The following is a 17,200-nucleotide window of genomic DNA, read 5'->3' on the forward strand; positions in this document are numbered from 1 at the left end:
AAAGGGTATCGATCGAGCTTGCGGCAATTCCTTGCCAACGTCAAATCATTGCGCTTTTGTGTCGCGCGGCTGGCGCAACACTTCATTGATCTGCGGTTTATCTACCGGCCCGGTGATGTGATAACGCAGGATGGAGACTTTGCTCCACAGCGGCCCGAGCACGCGGCTGGCGGCAAACACCGCCGCACCGACAATCGGGTTAACCGCGAAGGCGGCGGCCACGCCCACGGTGGCCGAGATTTCCGGTGCCACCACCGCTTCCATATCCAGCTCGCGGCGCACCAGGTTGATGTTGCCCTTCATGGCGATATCCGCTTCCAGCCCGTCCACCAGCGTATCGTCGGTGTTCATTACGCCATCCTTAATCCAGGCGGTGCTGCGAATAGAGTCGTAATAGAAGCCGTCGCCGAAGGTGTCGCTGAAGTCGAAACGCAGCTTGCGCAGCAGGGCGTCGAAGCTCAGCAGGCGCAGCAGCTGACCGGCGTGCCCCGCGCCGGCATCGGCAATTTCGCCCTTGCCGAGGCGGGTATGCAGAATGCCGTTCAGGGAGGCAACGTCGGGCTGCCACGGTCTGGCGCGCCAGTGCAGGTCATAATCAACGTCGAACGATGAGCCCTGCAGCGGCGTCGACAGCCCAAAGAAGCCGACCGCGGAATCGAGTTTTTTGCCCTTGAGCGTCCCTTTCAGCGACGTGCGCTCGCTGCCCGGCGTGTTGACCCACTCGCCCGCCGTGGTCAGGCGCGCAAAGCCGGTGTCGAGCAGACCGTTCGCCAGCTGCAGCGTATCGCCTTTGATGGAGAAGTCGCCGTTGATGCGCCCGTATTTCTGGCCGTAGAACCAGCACTCCGCGCAGCGCAGCGTCAGATCGGGCCAGCCGCTGAAATCAATGCGCTCCTTGCTGCTGAACGGCGAGGCGGGCTGGGACTTATCGCCGCTGCCGCTCTGCGGCGCGGCCGGGTTGAAATAGAGGTAGCGAATGTTTGCCAGCCACGGCGCGTTCTCCCGGTGCGTCAGGGTGGCGTTGATTTCACGCCCCTGGGCTTCAACGCGCGTCCCGTTGCCTTCCGGGCTGGAGACGATGCTCAGGTTGTTCCACTGCTGGCCGCCCAGCGTCAGCGCTGGCGTGCGCAGCGTGACCCGCGCCGGTAACGCGGTGCTGGAGCTGACCTTATCCGCTGCGCCCTGACTGAACAGCGCCAGCCACTCGGCACCGTCCATCGCCGGCAGGTTAAGCTCGACGCCCGGCTCCTCGGGCAGCGGCGGAAGCGTACGGCTGTCCGACGCCCAGATGGCGCGATCCAGCGTCAGCTTCTCATTAAGCAGCCAGCGGCTGTTGAAGCGGTGCGTCGACCCGGCGTTGCCGGTCAGGGTAAAGGCGCGCAGATCGCCCTCGACGGCGACGTTGAGCGGCAGCGGCTCCCCGGCCGTCTTTTCAGCCGGTGATGGTAAGTGACTACTTACATTCTTCAGATCCGCCGCGATATCTACCTTGTAGCGCGCTCCGCCGTGGTACGGCAGCGTAATGCCGACATCCCCTTTCCATGCCACGCTGCCAGCAATCTGCTTGTTAACCGGGTCCGGCAACAGGCCGGTGCGGGCGGGCTGCCAGTTGCCGTTGAGATCAACCCCGACCTCAAACGCCTTTGGCTGTTCGCGGGTCGTAAACGTCACGTTAAGCGGCTGATTAAACCAGCGGGCGGTGAGTGGGCCGCTGTCCAGATCGCCGTTCTTAAAGTGGAAGGTACCGGTCAGGTTATTCAGGGTGCTGTTAAGCGGCTTAATAAAGAGCGTGTTGTTGTTGAGATTTACGTCTCCGCTGGCGGTGGTCATCTCACCGTCCAGAGGGATATCAAGATGTAAGCGAGCACTTACATCGCCATCAAGCTGAAGCTCATCCAGCGTCGTGCCAAGGGAATCGTTCAGGGCGGTACGCTTGAAATAGGGCCCCACCTCTTTACCCGGCCCCTGGATGTCGGCGTCTATCAGCAGCTTCTCAGCCATATAGTCAGGAATGGTCGCGGTCACGTTGTGCCCTGTCACGCCGCCAAGCTTGACCTCTTTCGCCTTCATCCACAGGCCATCATTGATAAAGTCGAGGTCGATATCGAAGTTTTCAAGCGCCGGCCAGTCTGGCTGGAAAGCGAAGGTGGCGTTGCGCAGCGGGACCAGCACTTCAAACTGCCCCTCATTGTGCTTATAGGGGAACAGGTGCGGGTCACCGCCGTAGACCAGGGTGGCGTTTTCCACCTGGCCGCCCTTAATGGCGCCGCTCAGGTAATCAACCAGATCTTTACCCATCAGGTTTTCAGGAAGATAGCGCCACGCCTGTCCGGCGTCGCTGGTGCTGATGCCCGCCAGAATGCCGAGCCACGGCGCGCCCTTGGCCGGCTGCTCATAGTGGAAGTCACCGCGGGCGCGCAGCGCGCTGGCGCTCACGTCAATGCCGGTACCGTCCAGCCGCCAGCCACTGGCGTCATTTCGCCAGGCAAGGGTGGCGTCGCCCTGGGCAATTTCCAGCGGGGCGCGGAAGACGCTCTCATAGGGCATCACCGCCTTACGTACCGTGGCGTTCAGCACGCCATTCTGCAGGCTGCCCGCGACGTTACCGGAAAAGTGCTGCACGCCCGGCAGCAGCTTCCACTGTTTCCAGGAGAGGTCGCTCCATTCGGCCTGGAAACGGGTTTTGTCGGTAGCCTGCAGCGGAATATCCAGCGCCAGCGCATCAAGGTTCCCGGCCGGGCGCATGGTGTTCCACACCTCACTCAGGCGCGGGGAGAACTTCTGTGCCAGCGGCAATAGCGCATCCAGCCCGCTCAGCTCGAGGTGGCTGGCGCGCACCCGCAGCTCATCGCTGCGCTGGTTATCCGGCCCGCCAACCTGCTGCGCCGGGAACCAGGCGAGCGAGAGCGCGCCTTTCGGCCAGGGTTTGTCATCGATCGAAATGCGGGTGGTGGGAATGTCCAGCTGCCAGCCGTCCTGAGGGTGCGTGATGTGCGCCGTGAGGTTATCCACCGCAAGGCGATGCGTCTCGTTGTTCGCGCCCTGCCAGCTTGCGCCGCCCTGCTTAAGCCAGACGTCGCCACCGGCAACTTCGCCCTGACGGAGGGTCATCCACGCCGCGAGGCTGAACTGCGCGCTGGTGAGTTCGACGTTGTCCTGCATCCATTTGCCGAGCCAGGGTTTCACGTCCACGTCATCGGCCTGCATCCATACCGTGCCGTTGTTAAGCAGGCCGTTGTCATCGCGCAGATCCATTCGCACCTGCATCACGCCGTGCTGCCCGGTCAGGCTGGAGAGGCTCACCTGCCCCTCGGCACGATGGCGGTCGTCGCCGTTAAGCCAGGTCAGTTGCGGGATGGTCAGTTCGGCGCGCTGGCCGGAGATGGTCAGGAAGCTGAGGGTGCTGTCACGTAAATCGAAGTGGTCAAACTGGCGTAAGAAGAGATCGCTCAGGCGATTGGTTTCAATGCCTTTGGAACCGCTGGAGGTGTCGATAGGCGTATTGGTATGCACGTTAAGCTGATGAAACGTGAGATCGCGGAACTGCCAGCGGAAGTGCAGCAGACTTTGCCACACGTCGAGCGCCAGGGTGACGCGTTCAATGCTGACCGAGCCGCCGTCGCTCAGTCCAAAGGTGATGTCACGGGCGTCGAGCGTCGGGCCAAAGTTCTGCCAGTTCGCCTCAAGACGGCTGGCGTTGACCGGTTGCCCGTACGCCTCGCTGATTTTTTGCAGAACGGTGGGACGCCAGCTGTCAAGATACGGCAGCGCCAGCCGCAGCCCACTCACCAGCAGTGCGACGATCACAATCAGCGTTGCGGCTGTGAGTAGCAAAATCCCCGGCAGTCGCCTCACACATCTCTCCTTGTCAGCTGCCGCAGCGTCAGGCTTAGTTCCCGCACTACGGCAGGCTACATCATGACCACGTCGAACTGCTCCTGATTATAGAGCGGTTCGATTTGTACTTTGACCTGTTTGCCGACGAAGATTTCCACTTCCGCCAGCGCGTGTGACTCTTCGCTTTTCAGCGCTTCGGCAACGGCCGGTGACGCATAGACCAGGAAACGGTCGGAATCATAGGCATGATGCACGCGGACGATTTCACGCATGATCTCATAGCACACGGTTTCCACGCTTTTCACCGTTCCGCGACCGTGGCAGGTAGGACATTCGTTGCACAGCACGTGCTCGACGCTTTCGCGAGTACGTTTACGGGTCATCTCGACCAGGCCGAGCTGAGAAAAACCGTTGATGCTGGTTTTTACCCGATCCTTGCTGAGCGCCTGCTCCAGCGAGTGCAGCACGCGACGGCGGTGATCCTCATTACTCATGTCGATAAAATCGATGATGATGATGCCGCCAAGATTACGCAGACGCAGCTGTCGCGCGATGGCCTGAGTTGCTTCGATATTGGTGTTAAAAATGGTGTCGTCCAGATTGCGATGGCCGACAAACGCGCCGGTGTTGATGTCCACGGTGGTCATCGCTTCGGTCTGGTCGATAATCAGGTAGCCGCCGGACTTCAGCTCCACCTTGCGCTCCAGCGCGCGCTGAATTTCGTTTTCCACATCGAACAGATCGAAAATCGGCTGGCGGCCGCTGTAGTGCTCGATCTTGCTCGACATATCCGGGATGTACTCGGCGGTAAACTCCAGCAGCATGTCGTAGGTCAGGCGGGAGTCGACGCGGATCCGGTCAAGCGAGGTGCCAGCGAAATCACGCAGCACGCGCTGGGCCAGCGCCAGTTCGCCATACATCTGGTAACGGGTCTGGGGGCGTTTTTTACGCTCCATCACTTTGGTCCAGACGCGTTTCAGGTAGGCGGCATCGGAGGAGAGATCCGCTTCGCAGATGCCCTCCGCCGCGGTACGGATGATAAACCCGCCCAGATCGTCGCAGTACGCCGAGACGATGCGCTTGAGGCGATCGCGCTCCTCTTCGCTCTCGATACGCTGCGACACGCCCACGTGCGAGGCGCCGGGCATAAACACCAGATAGCGCGAGGGCAGCGTGATGTCGGTGGTCAGGCGCGCCCCTTTGGTGCCCAGCGGGTCTTTCACCACCTGCACCATGAGATCCTGGCCCTGACGCACCAGCTCGGAGATGTCGCGCACCGTAAAGTTTTTCTGCTCTTCGCCAGCCACGCACTCGGTGTGCGGCATGATATCGGAGGCGTGCAGAAACGCGGCTTTATCCAGGCCAATATCTACAAATGCCGCCTGCATTCCGGGGAGCACCCGGCTGACGCGACCTTTGTAGATATTTCCTACGATCCCGCGACGCGCTTCGCGTTCGATATGAATTTCCTGAAGAATACCGCCGTCAATGTAGGCTACCCGGGTTTCGGAAGGGGTAACATTGACCAATAATTCAGCCGTCATTTTTTCATCCCTCTCGCAGAGAGTTAATATTTTCCAGCAGCTCCCAGGTCTCCACCAGCGGCAAACCGACCACCGCGTGATAACTGCCGTTTATTTTTCTGACAAAGCACCCGCCAAGCCCCTGGATGCCATACGCACCGGCCTTGTCCATTGGCTCGCCTGAGGCGACATAGCGGGTAATGTCCTCTTCAGACAATACTCTGAAAGTAACGTCTGTGACCACAAGACAATCAAGAAGATACGTGCGATCGGCGAGGGTTACGGCGGTCATGACCTGGTGGGTCTGACCCGAGAGTCGGCGCAGCATGTCGCTCGCATGGGTAGCGTCACGCGGCTTTTCCAGCACGTCACCGTTAAGAATGACAATAGTATCCGCGCCCAGCACTGGCAAATCTGACGGTGCCTGCGCAACGCCGGCCTGTGCCTTGTCGCGCGACAGCCTGCGCACGTAGGCTTCCGCGCTCTCGTGCGGCTGGCGCACCTCTTCCACGTCGATAAGTACCCGGGTGAAGGACACGCCAAGCTGGGTCAGCAGCTCAGCGCGACGGGGCGATCCGGAAGCGAGATACAACGCGGTCATACTACCTCTTTATTGCACGGAGAATTGCTGGCGCACTTTGCGCATCAGCAGGAAGATCCACGGCCACAGCACGCCGTTGACGACGCTGCCCCAGAATACTTCCGGGCGGAACGACACGTTGATAACCAGGAACTCGGCCCAGAACACGATAAGCTCAGCGGCCACGGAGAGCAGCATCACCACCAGCGCCTGTTGCCAGAGCGCCAGGTTGCGGAACAGCTGATATTTTAGCGCCACCAGGTAGGCGATGATCGACAGCGCCAGTGCCCGCACCCCAAGGGTGGATCCGCTGACCAGATCAAGGATCGCGCCGATCAACAGCCCGGTGCCGACGTTGACGCGATGCGGCAACGCCAGGATCCAGTACAGCAGGATCAGCAGCACCCAGTCAGGCCGGAACACCAGAATGTTATCCGGCCACGGCATGATCTGAAGCAGCAGCGCGATAAGAAACGAAAGCCAGATGACCCAACGTCCCTGGCTACGATAGCTTCCCACTATTGCCCTCCTGCTGCCGGCGCGGCGGCCGGAGGTGACGATGACGGGGCGCGGTTAGTCGCGCCGTTACCCGTCGCGGTGCCGGGTGCCACGCCGGTTGCCGGGGCGGGTACCGGCGCAGGCGGGCCCATCGCATCCGGTGAAGGCAGTACCTGCGGCATCATCTGCATCAGGCGCTCATTCGCGACGCGATGCACCTCTTCCGGCGTCATGGGATTGGTTCCCTCACGATCGGCGCCCCACAGCAGCAGCAGATAACGCAGACGCTGCAGTCCGGCGGTCGGACGCGCCTGGATCACGGTATACGCGCGCTGGGTATCCAGCTTCACCGACGAGACCACCCCAACCGGGTATCCTTCCGGGAAACGGCCACCCAGACCCGAGGTCACCAGCACATCGCCGACGCGAATATCGGTGTTGGCCGGCAGATGTTCAAGCTGTAGATCGTCGGTGCAGCCGCTGCCCGCCGCAATCACGCGGATATCGTTGCGCAGCACCTGAATAGGCAGGGCGTGGGTCGCATCGCAGATCAGCAGCACGCGGCTGGTGAGCTTCGCTACCGCGATCACCTGGCCGACAACGCCCTTATCGCTGATAACGGGCTGGCCTTCGTACACGCCATTCACGCTACCTTTATCGATAACCACCTGGTCGCTGTAGGGATCGTTAACGGTTGAGATGACCTGCGTCACCATCTTCTGCTCGTCCTGACGCAGCGGCGAGCCGAGCAGTTCACGCAGACGCGCGTTTTCCTGCTTGTACTGGCCAAGCATCAGCAGTTCGCTGTTCTTTAACAGCAGTTCCTGACGTAACGCACGGTTTTCAAGCTCAAGCTGGTCGCGCGACGCCAGCGTCTGTGAGACGCCGTCCAACAGGGCGCGTGGACCATTAGAGACAAAGTAGAAAGGACTGACGGCGGTATCCATGTACGTTCGGATCTGGCTGAACGTACCGAGGCGGCTGTCGGCGATAATCACACCAAGCGCCACCACTACCGCCAGGACAAGGCGAATCTGTAGTGACGGGCCACGGCTAAAAATTGGCTTCATAGGCTATGCGTATTCTCCGGCCAGACAAAAAGGGGCAGTCTGATGACTGCCCCTCTCTGCGGCAGATTACTCTTCGCTGAACAAATCGCCGCCGTGCATGTCGATCATTTCCAGTGCTTTACCGCCGCCGCGCGCTACGCAGGTCAGCGGATCTTCCGCCACGACAACCGGAATACCGGTTTCTTCCATCAGCAGACGGTCGAGGTTGCGCAGCAGCGCGCCACCGCCGGTCAGGACCATGCCGCGCTCGGAGATGTCGGAAGCCAGTTCTGGCGGGCACTGTTCCAGCGCGACCATTACCGCGCTCACGATGCCGGTCAGCGGCTCCTGCAGCGCTTCGAGGATTTCGTTAGAGTTCAGGTTGAAGCCGCGCGGTACGCCTTCTGCAAGGTTACGACCACGCACTTCGATTTCGCGGACTTCGTCGCCCGGATAGGCCGAGCCGATTTCATGCTTGATACGCTCAGCGGTAGCTTCACCGATAAGCGAGCCGTAGTTACGGCGCACATAATTAATGATTGCTTCGTCGAAACGGTCGCCGCCGATACGTACGGAGGAGGAGTACACCACGCCGTTCAGGGAGATCACCGCCACTTCGGTCGTACCACCACCGATATCCACCACCATTGAACCAGTCGCTTCAGACACCGGCAGACCGGCACCAATCGCAGCCGCCATCGGCTCTTCAATCAGGAAGACTTCGCGCGCGCCAGCACCCTGTGCGGATTCACGGATTGCGCGGCGCTCAACCTGGGTGGCGCCAACCGGTACACACACCAGTACGCGCGGGCTTGGGCGCATAAAGCTGTTGCTGTGAACCTGCTTGATGAAGTGCTGCAGCATTTTTTCGGTAACGAAGAAATCGGCGATTACGCCGTCTTTCATCGGACGAATAGCGGCGATGTTACCCGGCGTACGACCAAGCATCTGCTTTGCTTCATGGCCTACAGCGGCAACGCTTTTCGGGGAGCCTGCACGATCCTGACGGATCGCCACAACCGAAGGCTCATTCAGAACGATGCCTTGTCCTTTTACATAAATCAGGGTATTCGCAGTACCCAGGTCAATGGACAGGTCATTTGAAAACATGCCACGAAATTTTTTAAACATACTAAGGGATAATCCTGAAAGCTGGGGCGGAAGAGAAAATCCGCTTACTTTACCAACCACACGATGCAGCGACAAGGCGCAAAAACGGTCTGCATCGGTGAAAAATAGTGCAATTCGTTAACTTTGTAACATCCTGACATATCGTCCCTTAGTCGCGGAAAAGCAGGGCTTTTTCGGCAAGCGACAGGTCGGAGGTGACAAACACCGAACTGGCATCAATACGCTGCGATAATCCCTCTGGCAGGCCTGGTTGCCCCCTCAGGTTGCAGCGCGCGTTATTCTACGTGAAATCACGTTAAACGGCAGGTCAAACAGAGTATCTTTGCAAATATTTTTTCACACTGGTATCCACCGGCTGGGACGCGGCAATAAATTCGCCCTGCCCGCCTGCGACACCCTTATCCATCAGGGTCTGCCATTCACTGCGCGTCCGGATCCCGGTTGCAAAAACCCGCGATTGCGTCCCGCTGCAGGACTCCACCAGGCTTTGCACAAACAGCTGGTTTTCGGTGCGTTTCTCAATGTTGCGCACCAGGCCCGGATCGAGCTTAATCAGCTCGACGTTGAGCGCCTTAATCCAGTGGGTGCTGACCACGGTTAATCCCGCCTGCACCACCCCGACCCGCGCACCTAACGCATTGAGCAAACGCACCACCGGCTGTAAGCGGCTGATGTGTTGACACACGGCAGCCTCTGCAAGTTCAAAAATAATGCGTTGCCGCTGTGATTTTTCGCACTCCAGCAGCGCATCGCGCAGCCAGCGCTGAAACGTCGGGCTTATCAGGGAGTCCACCGACACCGGCATCGCCAGGGTTTCTTCCGGCCACAGCGCCAGCAGCGGCAGTACGCGACTCACCTGCTGGGTGTCGTACTGCTCGGCCAGGCCAAACTGCTGTACTAAGGGTTTATATTCGGCAGAAAGCACCTCTTCTTTACCATCAAATATCCGACACATGATCTCGCGATGGTGGACACGCCCGTCGCGGGTGACGGCAGGCTTCTGGTAGAAACGCGGGCCACCGCGCTGGAGCGCCTGCTCGATCAGGGTGCGCCAGCGTACGTGGCCGCGCCCCTTCTCCGGCAGCAGATTGTCATACACCGCCCAGCTGTTACCGCCCTGCAACACCGCATTGCGGGTCGCCATCCCGGCGTGCTCCATCACCTGATCGACGCTCTGCCCACTGCGCCACGCGCAGATACCGATGTGGATCATGTCGCTGCGATCGAGCATGCGGGTCGGCGGCAGGGAGTCCACCGCGTTCAGCAGCTGACTGGCGATACTGTCAGCCTCTTTCAGCGTACGGTGCGGCAGCAGGACCGCAAAATCGCTGCGGAAGTAGCGGGCCAGCAGCGCGCCGGGATACCGCATAATAAACGTGGAAAGCATATTGATGAGGGTAAAGAGGTACTCCTCAACGGTGCTGCGCCCCCAGCTGTCGGTCAGCGTGTCGAAATCCGGCAGGCGAATCATCATTACCACGCCGTGGGTACCGACTTTTTCGTGATCCTCAAGCAGAGTGGCAAGCTGGTTATCAAAGAACAGGCGGTTGTTCAGGCCGGTGCGGGTATCCTGCGCAGCGTGGGCGCGGATCAGGGTATCCATGCGGCTGCGCTGCTCGCCGGCGTTTTCCAGCTCGGCCAGCAGCAGATCGATGGCGTACCCTGCCTGGGACGGGGTCTCCTCCGCGCTGCGCTGCGCCCGCACGCCGCGTTCACCGCGGATTATGCGCATCGCTCGTCGGTCTAGCAGCTCCTGGCCAACAAACTGCCGCTGCTGCCAGCGCAGGGCGAAAAACAGAATGGCGAAAACGATCAGCAGGGAGAACGTCAGGGGTGCCGCGGTTTGTAACGATCGGAAATAGCTGGCCATCGGATCCTGCCAGTCTATTTTCAGCGTCATGCCCGGTACCTTTAACAGCGGCACGCTGAGCGTGTGGGCGTTATCCTCCCGCTCGTCCATGTCCAGCCCCGGCGAGCGGTGATAATAGAACAGCGGGCTGTCGCCCTGTTGAAAGGTAATGCTGTTGATATCCGCCGGGATCATCAGTTCGTCGAGCCTGTCGGCAAGCCGTTCCGGGGAGTGCGTGACCAGATGGTTATCCAGCAATATGGCAACGGTCTTGACCCGTTGCTCGGCGCGGGTCTGCACCGTCTGATAAAAGCCGACCGTACACCCAATCAGGGTGATCAGAATAACCAGCCCGGTAAGTAGCGTTACCAGGGCCGAAAGTTTCGTCGTTAAGCGCATCCTTGTGTTAACTCCGGTCAGGTTCAGGGGGCCGCGGTGCCGTCAGCGGCAGCGGAATGAAAACGGTACTGCGGGTGTTTTCGCACTGGTGAGAAAGTATGCATACTACCAAACATAGCAGGGCGATGGCGGTGATTTCCAGCAAACGCTTGCCGCGCCGGGATTATTTCTATTTTCCGCCCGGAAATTCCCCAACATTATAAGATTTTTTACACTTTCTTAACGCGAGTTGTCGCGCGCTTACCGTCTCCCTGTCATGATAACTATTATCGTCTTTTATTACCCGTCGCCGGGCCCCTGGAGAGTCGGTTATGAAACTACCGCGTCGTCCGCTTACTGAGGCGGATGTGACCGCCGAATCAGCGTTCTTTATGCAGCGTCGCCGGGTGCTGAAAGCGCTCGGCATTGGTGCGGGTTCACTGGCGCTGGCCTCCCCGGCGCATGCCAACCTGGTTGACTGGTTTAAAGGCAACGAGCGGCCTAAAGCCCCGGCCGGCAAAGCGCTGGAGTTTGCAAAGCCCGCCGAATGGCAAAGCCAGCTCGCCCTGACGCCGGAAGATAAAGTTACCGGCTACAACAACTTCTATGAGTTCGGGCTGGATAAAGCGGACCCGGCAGCCAATGCTGGCAGTCTGGTGACCAACCCTTGGACGCTGAAAATCGAAGGCGAAGTCGGCAAGCCGCTTACCCTTGACCATGACGATCTGACCCGCCGCTTCCCTTTAGAGGAGCGAATCTACCGGATGCGCTGCGTGGAGGCGTGGTCAATGGTGGTGCCGTGGATTGGCTTTCCGCTGCACAAGCTGCTGGCGCTTGCCGAACCCACCAGCAACGCAAAGTACGTCGCGTTTCAGACCCTGTACGCGCCGGAGATGATGCCGGGCCAGCAGGATCGCTTTATTGGCGGCGGGCTGGAGTACCCTTATGTTGAAGGGCTACGCATAGATGAAGCGATGCATCCCCTGACGTTAATGACGGTTGGGGTCTACGGTAAAGCGCTGCCGCCGCAAAACGGCGCGCCGCTGCGGCTTATCGTGCCGTGGAAGTACGGCTTCAAAGGCATTAAGTCGATCGTCAGTATCCGCCTGACGCGCGAACGCCCGCCCACCACCTGGAATCTGTCGGCGCCGAACGAATATGGGTTTTACGCTAACGTAAACCCGCATGTCGATCACCCTCGCTGGTCGCAGGCTTCGGAGCGGGTCATCGGTGCCGGCGGCATTCTCGACGTTAAGCGTCAGCCCACGCTGCTGTTTAACGGCTATGCCGACCAGGTTGCGTCGCTCTATCGCGGGCTGGATCTGCGGGAGAACTTCTGAGTGCGCGTACGCTTAACTGCAAAACAGATTACCTGGCTTAAGGTCGCGCTGCATCTTGCGGCGTTTCTGCCGTTTCTCTGGCTGTTCTATGCCATTAATAGCGGCCAGTTCAGCGCCGATCCGGCCAAAGATATTCAGCACTTCACCGGCAGAATGGCGTTAAAGCTTCTGCTCGCCACGCTGCTGGTCACCCCGCTTGCCAGAATCGCAAAACAGCCGCTTCTGATTCGCACCCGCCGCCTGCTTGGGCTGTGGTGCTTTGCCTGGGCAACGCTGCATTTAGTTAGCTATTCGCTGCTGGAACTGGGCATTGCCAACCTGTCGCTGCTGGGACAGGAGCTGTTTACCCGCCCTTATCTGCTGCTGGGGATTATCAGCTGGCTGGTGCTGCTGGCGCTGGCGGTGACCTCTCCGCAGGCGATGCAGCGCAAACTGGGCCGCAACTGGCAGCGGCTGCACAACGTCGTTTATCTGGTCGCGATCCTCGCGCCCATCCACTATTTATGGTCGGTGAAGATCCTCTCACCGCAGCCGCTTATCTATGCGTTATTGGCGGCGATCCTGCTGCTATGGCGCTACAAAAAGTTCCGATCGTGGCTGCGATAAGCCGTTAAACCCCGGCAAGTTTCTTATTCCGTGTCGTGATAACGTGCCGGGGGTTTGATTATCTTCCCTGATAAGACCAGTATTTAGCTGCCAAATGCTACGAAATCGTTATAATGTGCGACTTTGGTTTTTACCAGACCCGTTTTTCGCGGTCAAAAGGTGACAACCATGCAACATGGGTATATTTTGTAAATTGTCACAAATTTGCAGGAGATTGCAGCACGATGGCGGATAAGTTGCACATTTTGCTTTTGAACGGACCGAACCTGAACTTGCTCGGCACCCGTGAACCGGAGAAGTACGGCACCGTGACGCTCGACCAGATTGTTACGCGGCTCTCCGCAGAAGCTGAGGCGCTGAACGTGTCGCTTGATAGCATGCAATCCAACGCTGAGCATGAACTGATCGACCGAATTCATCAGGCTAAAGACAACGTGGACTATATCCTGATTAATCCGGCCGCATTCACGCATACCAGCGTTGCGATTCGTGACGCGCTGCTTGCGGTGAACATCCCGTTTATCGAGATTCATCTCAGCAACGTACATGCGCGCGAGCCATTCCGCCATCACTCATATCTTTCTGATATCGCTGCCGGCGTCATCTGTGGATTAGGCGCTGATGGCTATACCTATGCACTACAGACGGCGGTAAAACGCCTGTCACAAACACACTAAACAAGAGTACGGAACCCACTCATGGATATTCGTAAGATTAAAAAACTGATCGAGCTGGTTGAAGAATCAGGCATCGCTGAACTGGAAATTTCTGAAGGCGAAGAGTCTGTACGTATCAGCCGCACACCGGCCAACGCAGGCTACCCTGTGATGCAGCAGGCGTATGCCGCACCGATGATGCAGCAACAGCCCGCGCTGTCCAATGCTATCGCCCCTGCGGCAACGCCGGCGATGGAAGCCCCTGCTGCAGCGGAAGTCAGTGGTCATATCGTACGTTCCCCAATGGTTGGTACGTTCTATCGCACCCCAAGCCCGGACGCCAAGGCCTTCATCGAAGTTGGCCAGAAAGTGAATGTTGGCGATACCCTGTGCATCGTTGAAGCCATGAAAATGATGAACCAGATCGAAGCTGATAAAGCGGGCGTGGTAAAAGCCATTCTGCTTGAAAGCGGCCAACCGGTAGAATTTGACGAGCCGCTGGTTGTCATCGAATAACGAGGCGCACATGCTGGATAAAATTGTTATCGCTAACCGCGGCGAGATCGCACTGCGTATTCTTCGTGCCTGCAAAGAGCTGGGCATCAAGACCGTCGCGGTGCACTCAAGCGCGGATCGCGACTTAAAACACGTATTGCTGGCAGACGAAACGGTGTGTATTGGCCCGGCCCCGTCTGTAAAAAGCTACCTGAACATCCCGGCTATTATCTCCGCAGCTGAAATCACCGGCGCGGTGGCAATCCACCCGGGCTATGGCTTCCTCTCCGAGAACGCCAACTTCGCCGAGCAGGTTGAGCGCTCTGGCTTTATCTTCATCGGTCCGAAAGCTGACACTATTCGCCTGATGGGCGACAAAGTCTCGGCAATCACCGCAATGAAGAAAGCCGGCGTACCGACCGTGCCTGGCTCCGACGGCCCACTGGGCGACGATATGGATAAGAACCGCGCCCATGCGAAACGCATCGGCTATCCGGTGATTATCAAAGCGTCCGGCGGCGGTGGCGGTCGCGGTATGCGCGTCGTGCGCAGCGATGCCGATCTCGAGCAGTCCATCAACATGACCCGTGCGGAAGCGAAAGCCGCTTTCAACAACGACATGGTCTATATGGAGAAGTACCTCGAGAACCCGCGTCACATCGAGATTCAGGTACTGGCCGATGGCCAGGGCCAGGCAATCTATCTGGCAGAGCGCGACTGCTCAATGCAGCGTCGTCACCAGAAAGTGGTTGAAGAAGCGCCGGCACCGGGCATTACCCCGGAACTGCGTCGCTACATCGGCGAGCGCTGTGCGAAAGCCTGCGTGGACATCAACTACCGCGGAGCGGGTACCTTCGAGTTCCTGTTCGAAAACGGCGAGTTCTACTTCATTGAGATGAACACCCGTATTCAGGTAGAACATCCGGTAACCGAAATGATTACCGGCGTTGACCTGATTAAAGAACAGCTGCGCATTGCAGCCGGTCAGCCGCTCTCCATCAAGCAGGAAGAAGTGATGGTCAAAGGCCATGCGGTCGAGTGCCGTATCAACGCCGAAGACCCGAATACCTTCCTGCCAAGCCCGGGTAAAATCACGCGCTTCCACGCGCCGGGTGGCTTTGGCGTGCGTTGGGAATCGCACATTTACGCGGGGTACACCGTACCGCCGTATTACGATTCCATGATCGGCAAGCTCATCTGCTACGGCGAGAGCCGTGACGTGGCGATTGCCCGCATGAAGAATGCGCTGCAGGAGCTGATCATCGACGGCATCAAAACCAACGTTGATCTGCAAATGCGCATTATGAGCGACGAGAACTTCCAGCACGGTGGAACTAACATCCACTATCTGGAGAAAAAACTCGGTCTGCAAGAGAAGTAATTTCTCCCGCCGAAAGGCCGGTGATTGCCCCCGACGCGCGCTGCGCACCGGGGCGCAATCCCGGCCTTTTTCTTTTTTTATCGCCAGCCGTTTGCCATGCGGTACAATCCCCGCCTTATTAAATCGTGACCTCGCTATGATGCAGGCCGGCGAAAGCGGCTCGGACATAGCAAGGCGATGGGGACAATCATGGACAAACGTTTTGTTCAGGCCAATAAAGAGGCGCGCTGGGCGCTCGGGCTTACCCTTTTCTATCTCGCGGCATGGCTCCTCGGCAGCTGGCTGCCGGACGATACGCCAGGCATTACCGGGCTCCCCCGCTGGTTTGAGCTCGCCTGCCTCGCCGTGCCGCTGCTGTTTATCGTGCTGTGCTGGCTGATGGTCAAATTTATCTATCGCGATATCCCCCTGGAGGATGACGATGCAGCTTGAAGTCGTTCTGCCGCTGGTCGCCTACCTGGTGATTGTCTTCGGTCTGTCGGTCTACGCCATGAAGCAGCGTGTGACCGGCACGTTTCTGAACGAGTATTTCCTCGGCAGCCGCTCGATGGGCGGTGTGGTGCTGGCGATGACGCTTACCGCCACCTATATCAGCGCCAGCTCCTTTATCGGCGGGCCGGGTGCTGCCTATAAGTACGGGCTGGGCTGGGTGCTGTTGGCGATGATCCAGCTGCCTGCCGTCTGGCTGTCGCTGGGGATTCTCGGGAAGAAATTCGCCATTCTGGCGCGCCGCTATAACGCGGTTACCCTCAACGATATGCTCTATGCCCGCTACCAGAGCCGGCTGCTGGTCTGGCTGGCCAGCCTGAGCCTGCTGATCGCTTTTATCGGGGCGATGACGGTGCAGTTTATCGGCGGCGCGCGCCTGCTGGAGACCGCCGCCGGGATCCCCTATGAAACCGGGCTGCTGATCTTTGGTATCAGCATTGCGCTCTACACCGCCTTCGGCGGTTTTCGCGCCAGCGTGCTTAACGACACGATGCAGGGCCTGGTGATGCTGATCGGCACCGTTTTGCTGCTGATCGCCGTGGTTCACGCTGCGGGCGGTCTGCACAGCGCGGTGGATAAGCTGACCGCCATCGACCCTAAACTGGTGTCACCGCAGGGTGCAGAGGATATTCTTTCTCCCTCCTTTATGGCGTCGTTCTGGGTGCTGGTCTGCTTTGGGGTTATCGGCCTGCCCCACACCGCCGTGCGCTGCATCTCCTATAAAGACAGCAAAGCGGTACACCGCGGCATGATTATCGGCACCATCGTGGTGGCGATCCTGATGTTCGGGATGCACCTTGCCGGGGCGCTGGGCCGCGCGGTGCTGCCGGATCTGAAGGTCCCGGATCTGGTGATCCCGACGCTGATGATGCAGGTGCTGCCGCCGTTTGCCGCCGGGATTTTCCTCGCAGCGCCGATGGCCGCGATTATGTCGACCATCAACGCCCAGCTGCTGCAGTCTTCCGCGACGATAATCAAAGATCTCTATCTCAACCTGCGTCCGGAGCAGAGCACCAACGAGCCGCGCCTGAAGCGCATGTCGACCCTGATTACCCTGCTGCTGAGCGCCCTGCTGCTGCTGGCGGCCTGGCGTCCGCCGGAGATGATCATCTGGCTGAACCTGCTGGCGTTCGGTGGCCTGGAAGCGGTCTTCCTGTGGCCACTGGTGCTGGGTCTGTACTGGGAGCGCGCTAACGCGGCGGGGGCGCTCAGCGCCATGGTCGTGGGTGGCGTACTGTATGCGGTACTGGCTACGCTTAACGTACATTATCTGGGCTTCCACCCCATTGTGCCTTCACTACTATTGAGTCTGCTGGCGTTTATTATCGGAAACCGCTTCGGTCGTCCGGTAATCACGCCGGTGGCCGTTTCACCGACTGATAAATAAA

At 59.0% G+C, this 17,200-nt stretch carries 14 protein-coding genes; 7 read left to right on the top strand and 7 right to left on the bottom strand.

The window, feature by feature from the left end:
* Window positions 1–45: 45 nt before the first annotated feature.
* The 7 genes from yhdP to csrD all read right to left on the bottom strand — a co-directional run bounded on the left by yhdP (window position 46) and on the right by csrD (window position 10,866).
* Complete coding sequence (yhdP, locus tag DW58_RS04095) at window positions 46–3,855, bottom strand: AsmA2 domain-containing protein YhdP (RefSeq protein WP_024548901.1); 3,810 nt, start codon at window positions 3,853–3,855, stop codon at window positions 46–48.
* A gap of 56 nt (window positions 3,856–3,911) precedes the next feature.
* Window positions 3,912–5,381 (bottom strand): ribonuclease G, encoded by a 1,470-nt coding sequence (gene rng, locus DW58_RS04100; protein WP_024548902.1) that lies wholly within the window; start codon window positions 5,379–5,381, stop codon window positions 3,912–3,914.
* Window positions 5,382–5,385: 4 nt separating this feature from the next.
* Window positions 5,386–5,961, bottom strand: a complete 576-nt coding sequence (locus tag DW58_RS04105; RefSeq protein WP_024548903.1) for a Maf family protein — start codon at window positions 5,959–5,961, stop codon at window positions 5,386–5,388.
* A 9-nt stretch (window positions 5,962–5,970) separates the two neighbouring features.
* Complete coding sequence (gene mreD, locus DW58_RS04110) at window positions 5,971–6,459, bottom strand: rod shape-determining protein MreD (RefSeq protein WP_024548904.1); 489 nt, start codon at window positions 6,457–6,459, stop codon at window positions 5,971–5,973.
* The gene (gene mreC / locus DW58_RS04115) at window positions 6,459–7,508 is read right to left on the bottom strand and encodes a rod shape-determining protein MreC (RefSeq protein WP_024548905.1); all 1,050 of its coding nucleotides are present in this window, start codon (window positions 7,506–7,508) and stop codon (window positions 6,459–6,461) included. The genes mreD and mreC overlap by 1 nt, the downstream gene beginning before the upstream one ends.
* A 66-nt stretch (window positions 7,509–7,574) precedes the next feature.
* Complete coding sequence (mreB, locus tag DW58_RS04120) at window positions 7,575–8,618, bottom strand: rod shape-determining protein MreB (protein ID WP_012883014.1); 1,044 nt, start codon at window positions 8,616–8,618, stop codon at window positions 7,575–7,577.
* Between the two features lie 307 nt (window positions 8,619–8,925).
* Entirely contained in the window at window positions 8,926–10,866 is a 1,941-nt protein-coding gene (gene csrD, locus DW58_RS04125; protein WP_024548906.1) for an RNase E specificity factor CsrD, read from the bottom strand.
* Window positions 10,867–11,177: 311 nt separating this feature from the next.
* On the opposite strand from csrD, the gene msrP reads away from it, so the two are divergent.
* The 7 genes from msrP to panF all read left to right on the top strand — a co-directional run bounded on the left by msrP (window position 11,178) and on the right by panF (window position 17,199).
* A complete protein-coding gene (gene msrP, locus DW58_RS04130; RefSeq protein ID WP_024548907.1) occupies window positions 11,178–12,185 on the top strand; it encodes a protein-methionine-sulfoxide reductase catalytic subunit MsrP in 1,008 nt (335 codons plus the stop codon).
* Window positions 12,186–12,791, top strand: coding sequence for a protein-methionine-sulfoxide reductase heme-binding subunit MsrQ (gene msrQ, locus DW58_RS04135; RefSeq protein WP_024548908.1), 606 nt, complete (start codon window positions 12,186–12,188; stop codon window positions 12,789–12,791).
* A 224-nt stretch (window positions 12,792–13,015) separates the two neighbouring features.
* Entirely contained in the window at window positions 13,016–13,468 is a 453-nt protein-coding gene (gene aroQ, locus DW58_RS04140; RefSeq protein WP_024548909.1) for a type II 3-dehydroquinate dehydratase, read from the top strand.
* Window positions 13,469–13,489: 21 nt separating this feature from the next.
* Window positions 13,490–13,963: an acetyl-CoA carboxylase biotin carboxyl carrier protein gene (gene accB, locus DW58_RS04145; protein WP_024548910.1), complete on the top strand. Its 474-nt coding sequence runs from the start codon at window positions 13,490–13,492 to the stop codon at window positions 13,961–13,963.
* Window positions 13,964–13,973: 10 nt separating this feature from the next.
* A complete protein-coding gene (gene accC / locus DW58_RS04150; RefSeq protein WP_024548911.1) occupies window positions 13,974–15,323 on the top strand; it encodes an acetyl-CoA carboxylase biotin carboxylase subunit in 1,350 nt (449 codons plus the stop codon).
* A gap of 189 nt (window positions 15,324–15,512) precedes the next feature.
* Complete coding sequence (locus tag DW58_RS04155; RefSeq protein WP_024548912.1) at window positions 15,513–15,755, top strand: YhdT family protein; 243 nt, start codon at window positions 15,513–15,515, stop codon at window positions 15,753–15,755.
* Window positions 15,745–17,199: a sodium/pantothenate symporter gene (gene panF, locus DW58_RS04160; RefSeq protein ID WP_024548913.1), complete on the top strand. Its 1,455-nt coding sequence runs from the start codon at window positions 15,745–15,747 to the stop codon at window positions 17,197–17,199. The genes DW58_RS04155 and panF overlap by 11 nt, the downstream gene beginning before the upstream one ends.
* Window position 17,200 lies beyond the last annotated feature (1 nt).

The organism is Siccibacter turicensis LMG 23730 (assembly GCF_000463155.2).
In the GTDB taxonomy this organism is placed as follows: domain Bacteria; phylum Pseudomonadota; class Gammaproteobacteria; order Enterobacterales; family Enterobacteriaceae; genus Siccibacter; species Siccibacter turicensis.

Excerpts from the sequence above, each read along its gene's own strand:
- rng (WP_024548902.1), bottom strand. The coding sequence starts at position 5,381 with ATGACGGCTGAATTATTGGTCAATGTTACCCCTTCCGAAACCCGGGTA.
- DW58_RS04105 (WP_024548903.1), bottom strand. The coding sequence starts at position 5,961 with ATGACCGCGTTGTATCTCGCTTCCGGATCGCCCCGTCGCGCTGAGCTG.
- mreC (WP_024548905.1), bottom strand. The coding sequence starts at position 7,508 with ATGAAGCCAATTTTTAGCCGTGGCCCGTCACTACAGATTCGCCTTGTC.
- mreB (WP_012883014.1), bottom strand. The coding sequence starts at position 8,618 with ATGTTTAAAAAATTTCGTGGCATGTTTTCAAATGACCTGTCCATTGAC.
- csrD (WP_024548906.1), bottom strand. The coding sequence starts at position 10,866 with ATGCGCTTAACGACGAAACTTTCGGCCCTGGTAACGCTACTTACCGGG.
- msrP (WP_024548907.1), top strand. The coding sequence starts at position 11,178 with ATGAAACTACCGCGTCGTCCGCTTACTGAGGCGGATGTGACCGCCGAA.
- aroQ (WP_024548909.1), top strand. The coding sequence starts at position 13,016 with ATGGCGGATAAGTTGCACATTTTGCTTTTGAACGGACCGAACCTGAAC.
- accB (WP_024548910.1), top strand. The coding sequence starts at position 13,490 with ATGGATATTCGTAAGATTAAAAAACTGATCGAGCTGGTTGAAGAATCA.
- accC (WP_024548911.1), top strand. The coding sequence starts at position 13,974 with ATGCTGGATAAAATTGTTATCGCTAACCGCGGCGAGATCGCACTGCGT.
- DW58_RS04155 (WP_024548912.1), top strand. The coding sequence starts at position 15,513 with ATGGACAAACGTTTTGTTCAGGCCAATAAAGAGGCGCGCTGGGCGCTC.
- panF (WP_024548913.1), top strand. The coding sequence starts at position 15,745 with ATGCAGCTTGAAGTCGTTCTGCCGCTGGTCGCCTACCTGGTGATTGTC.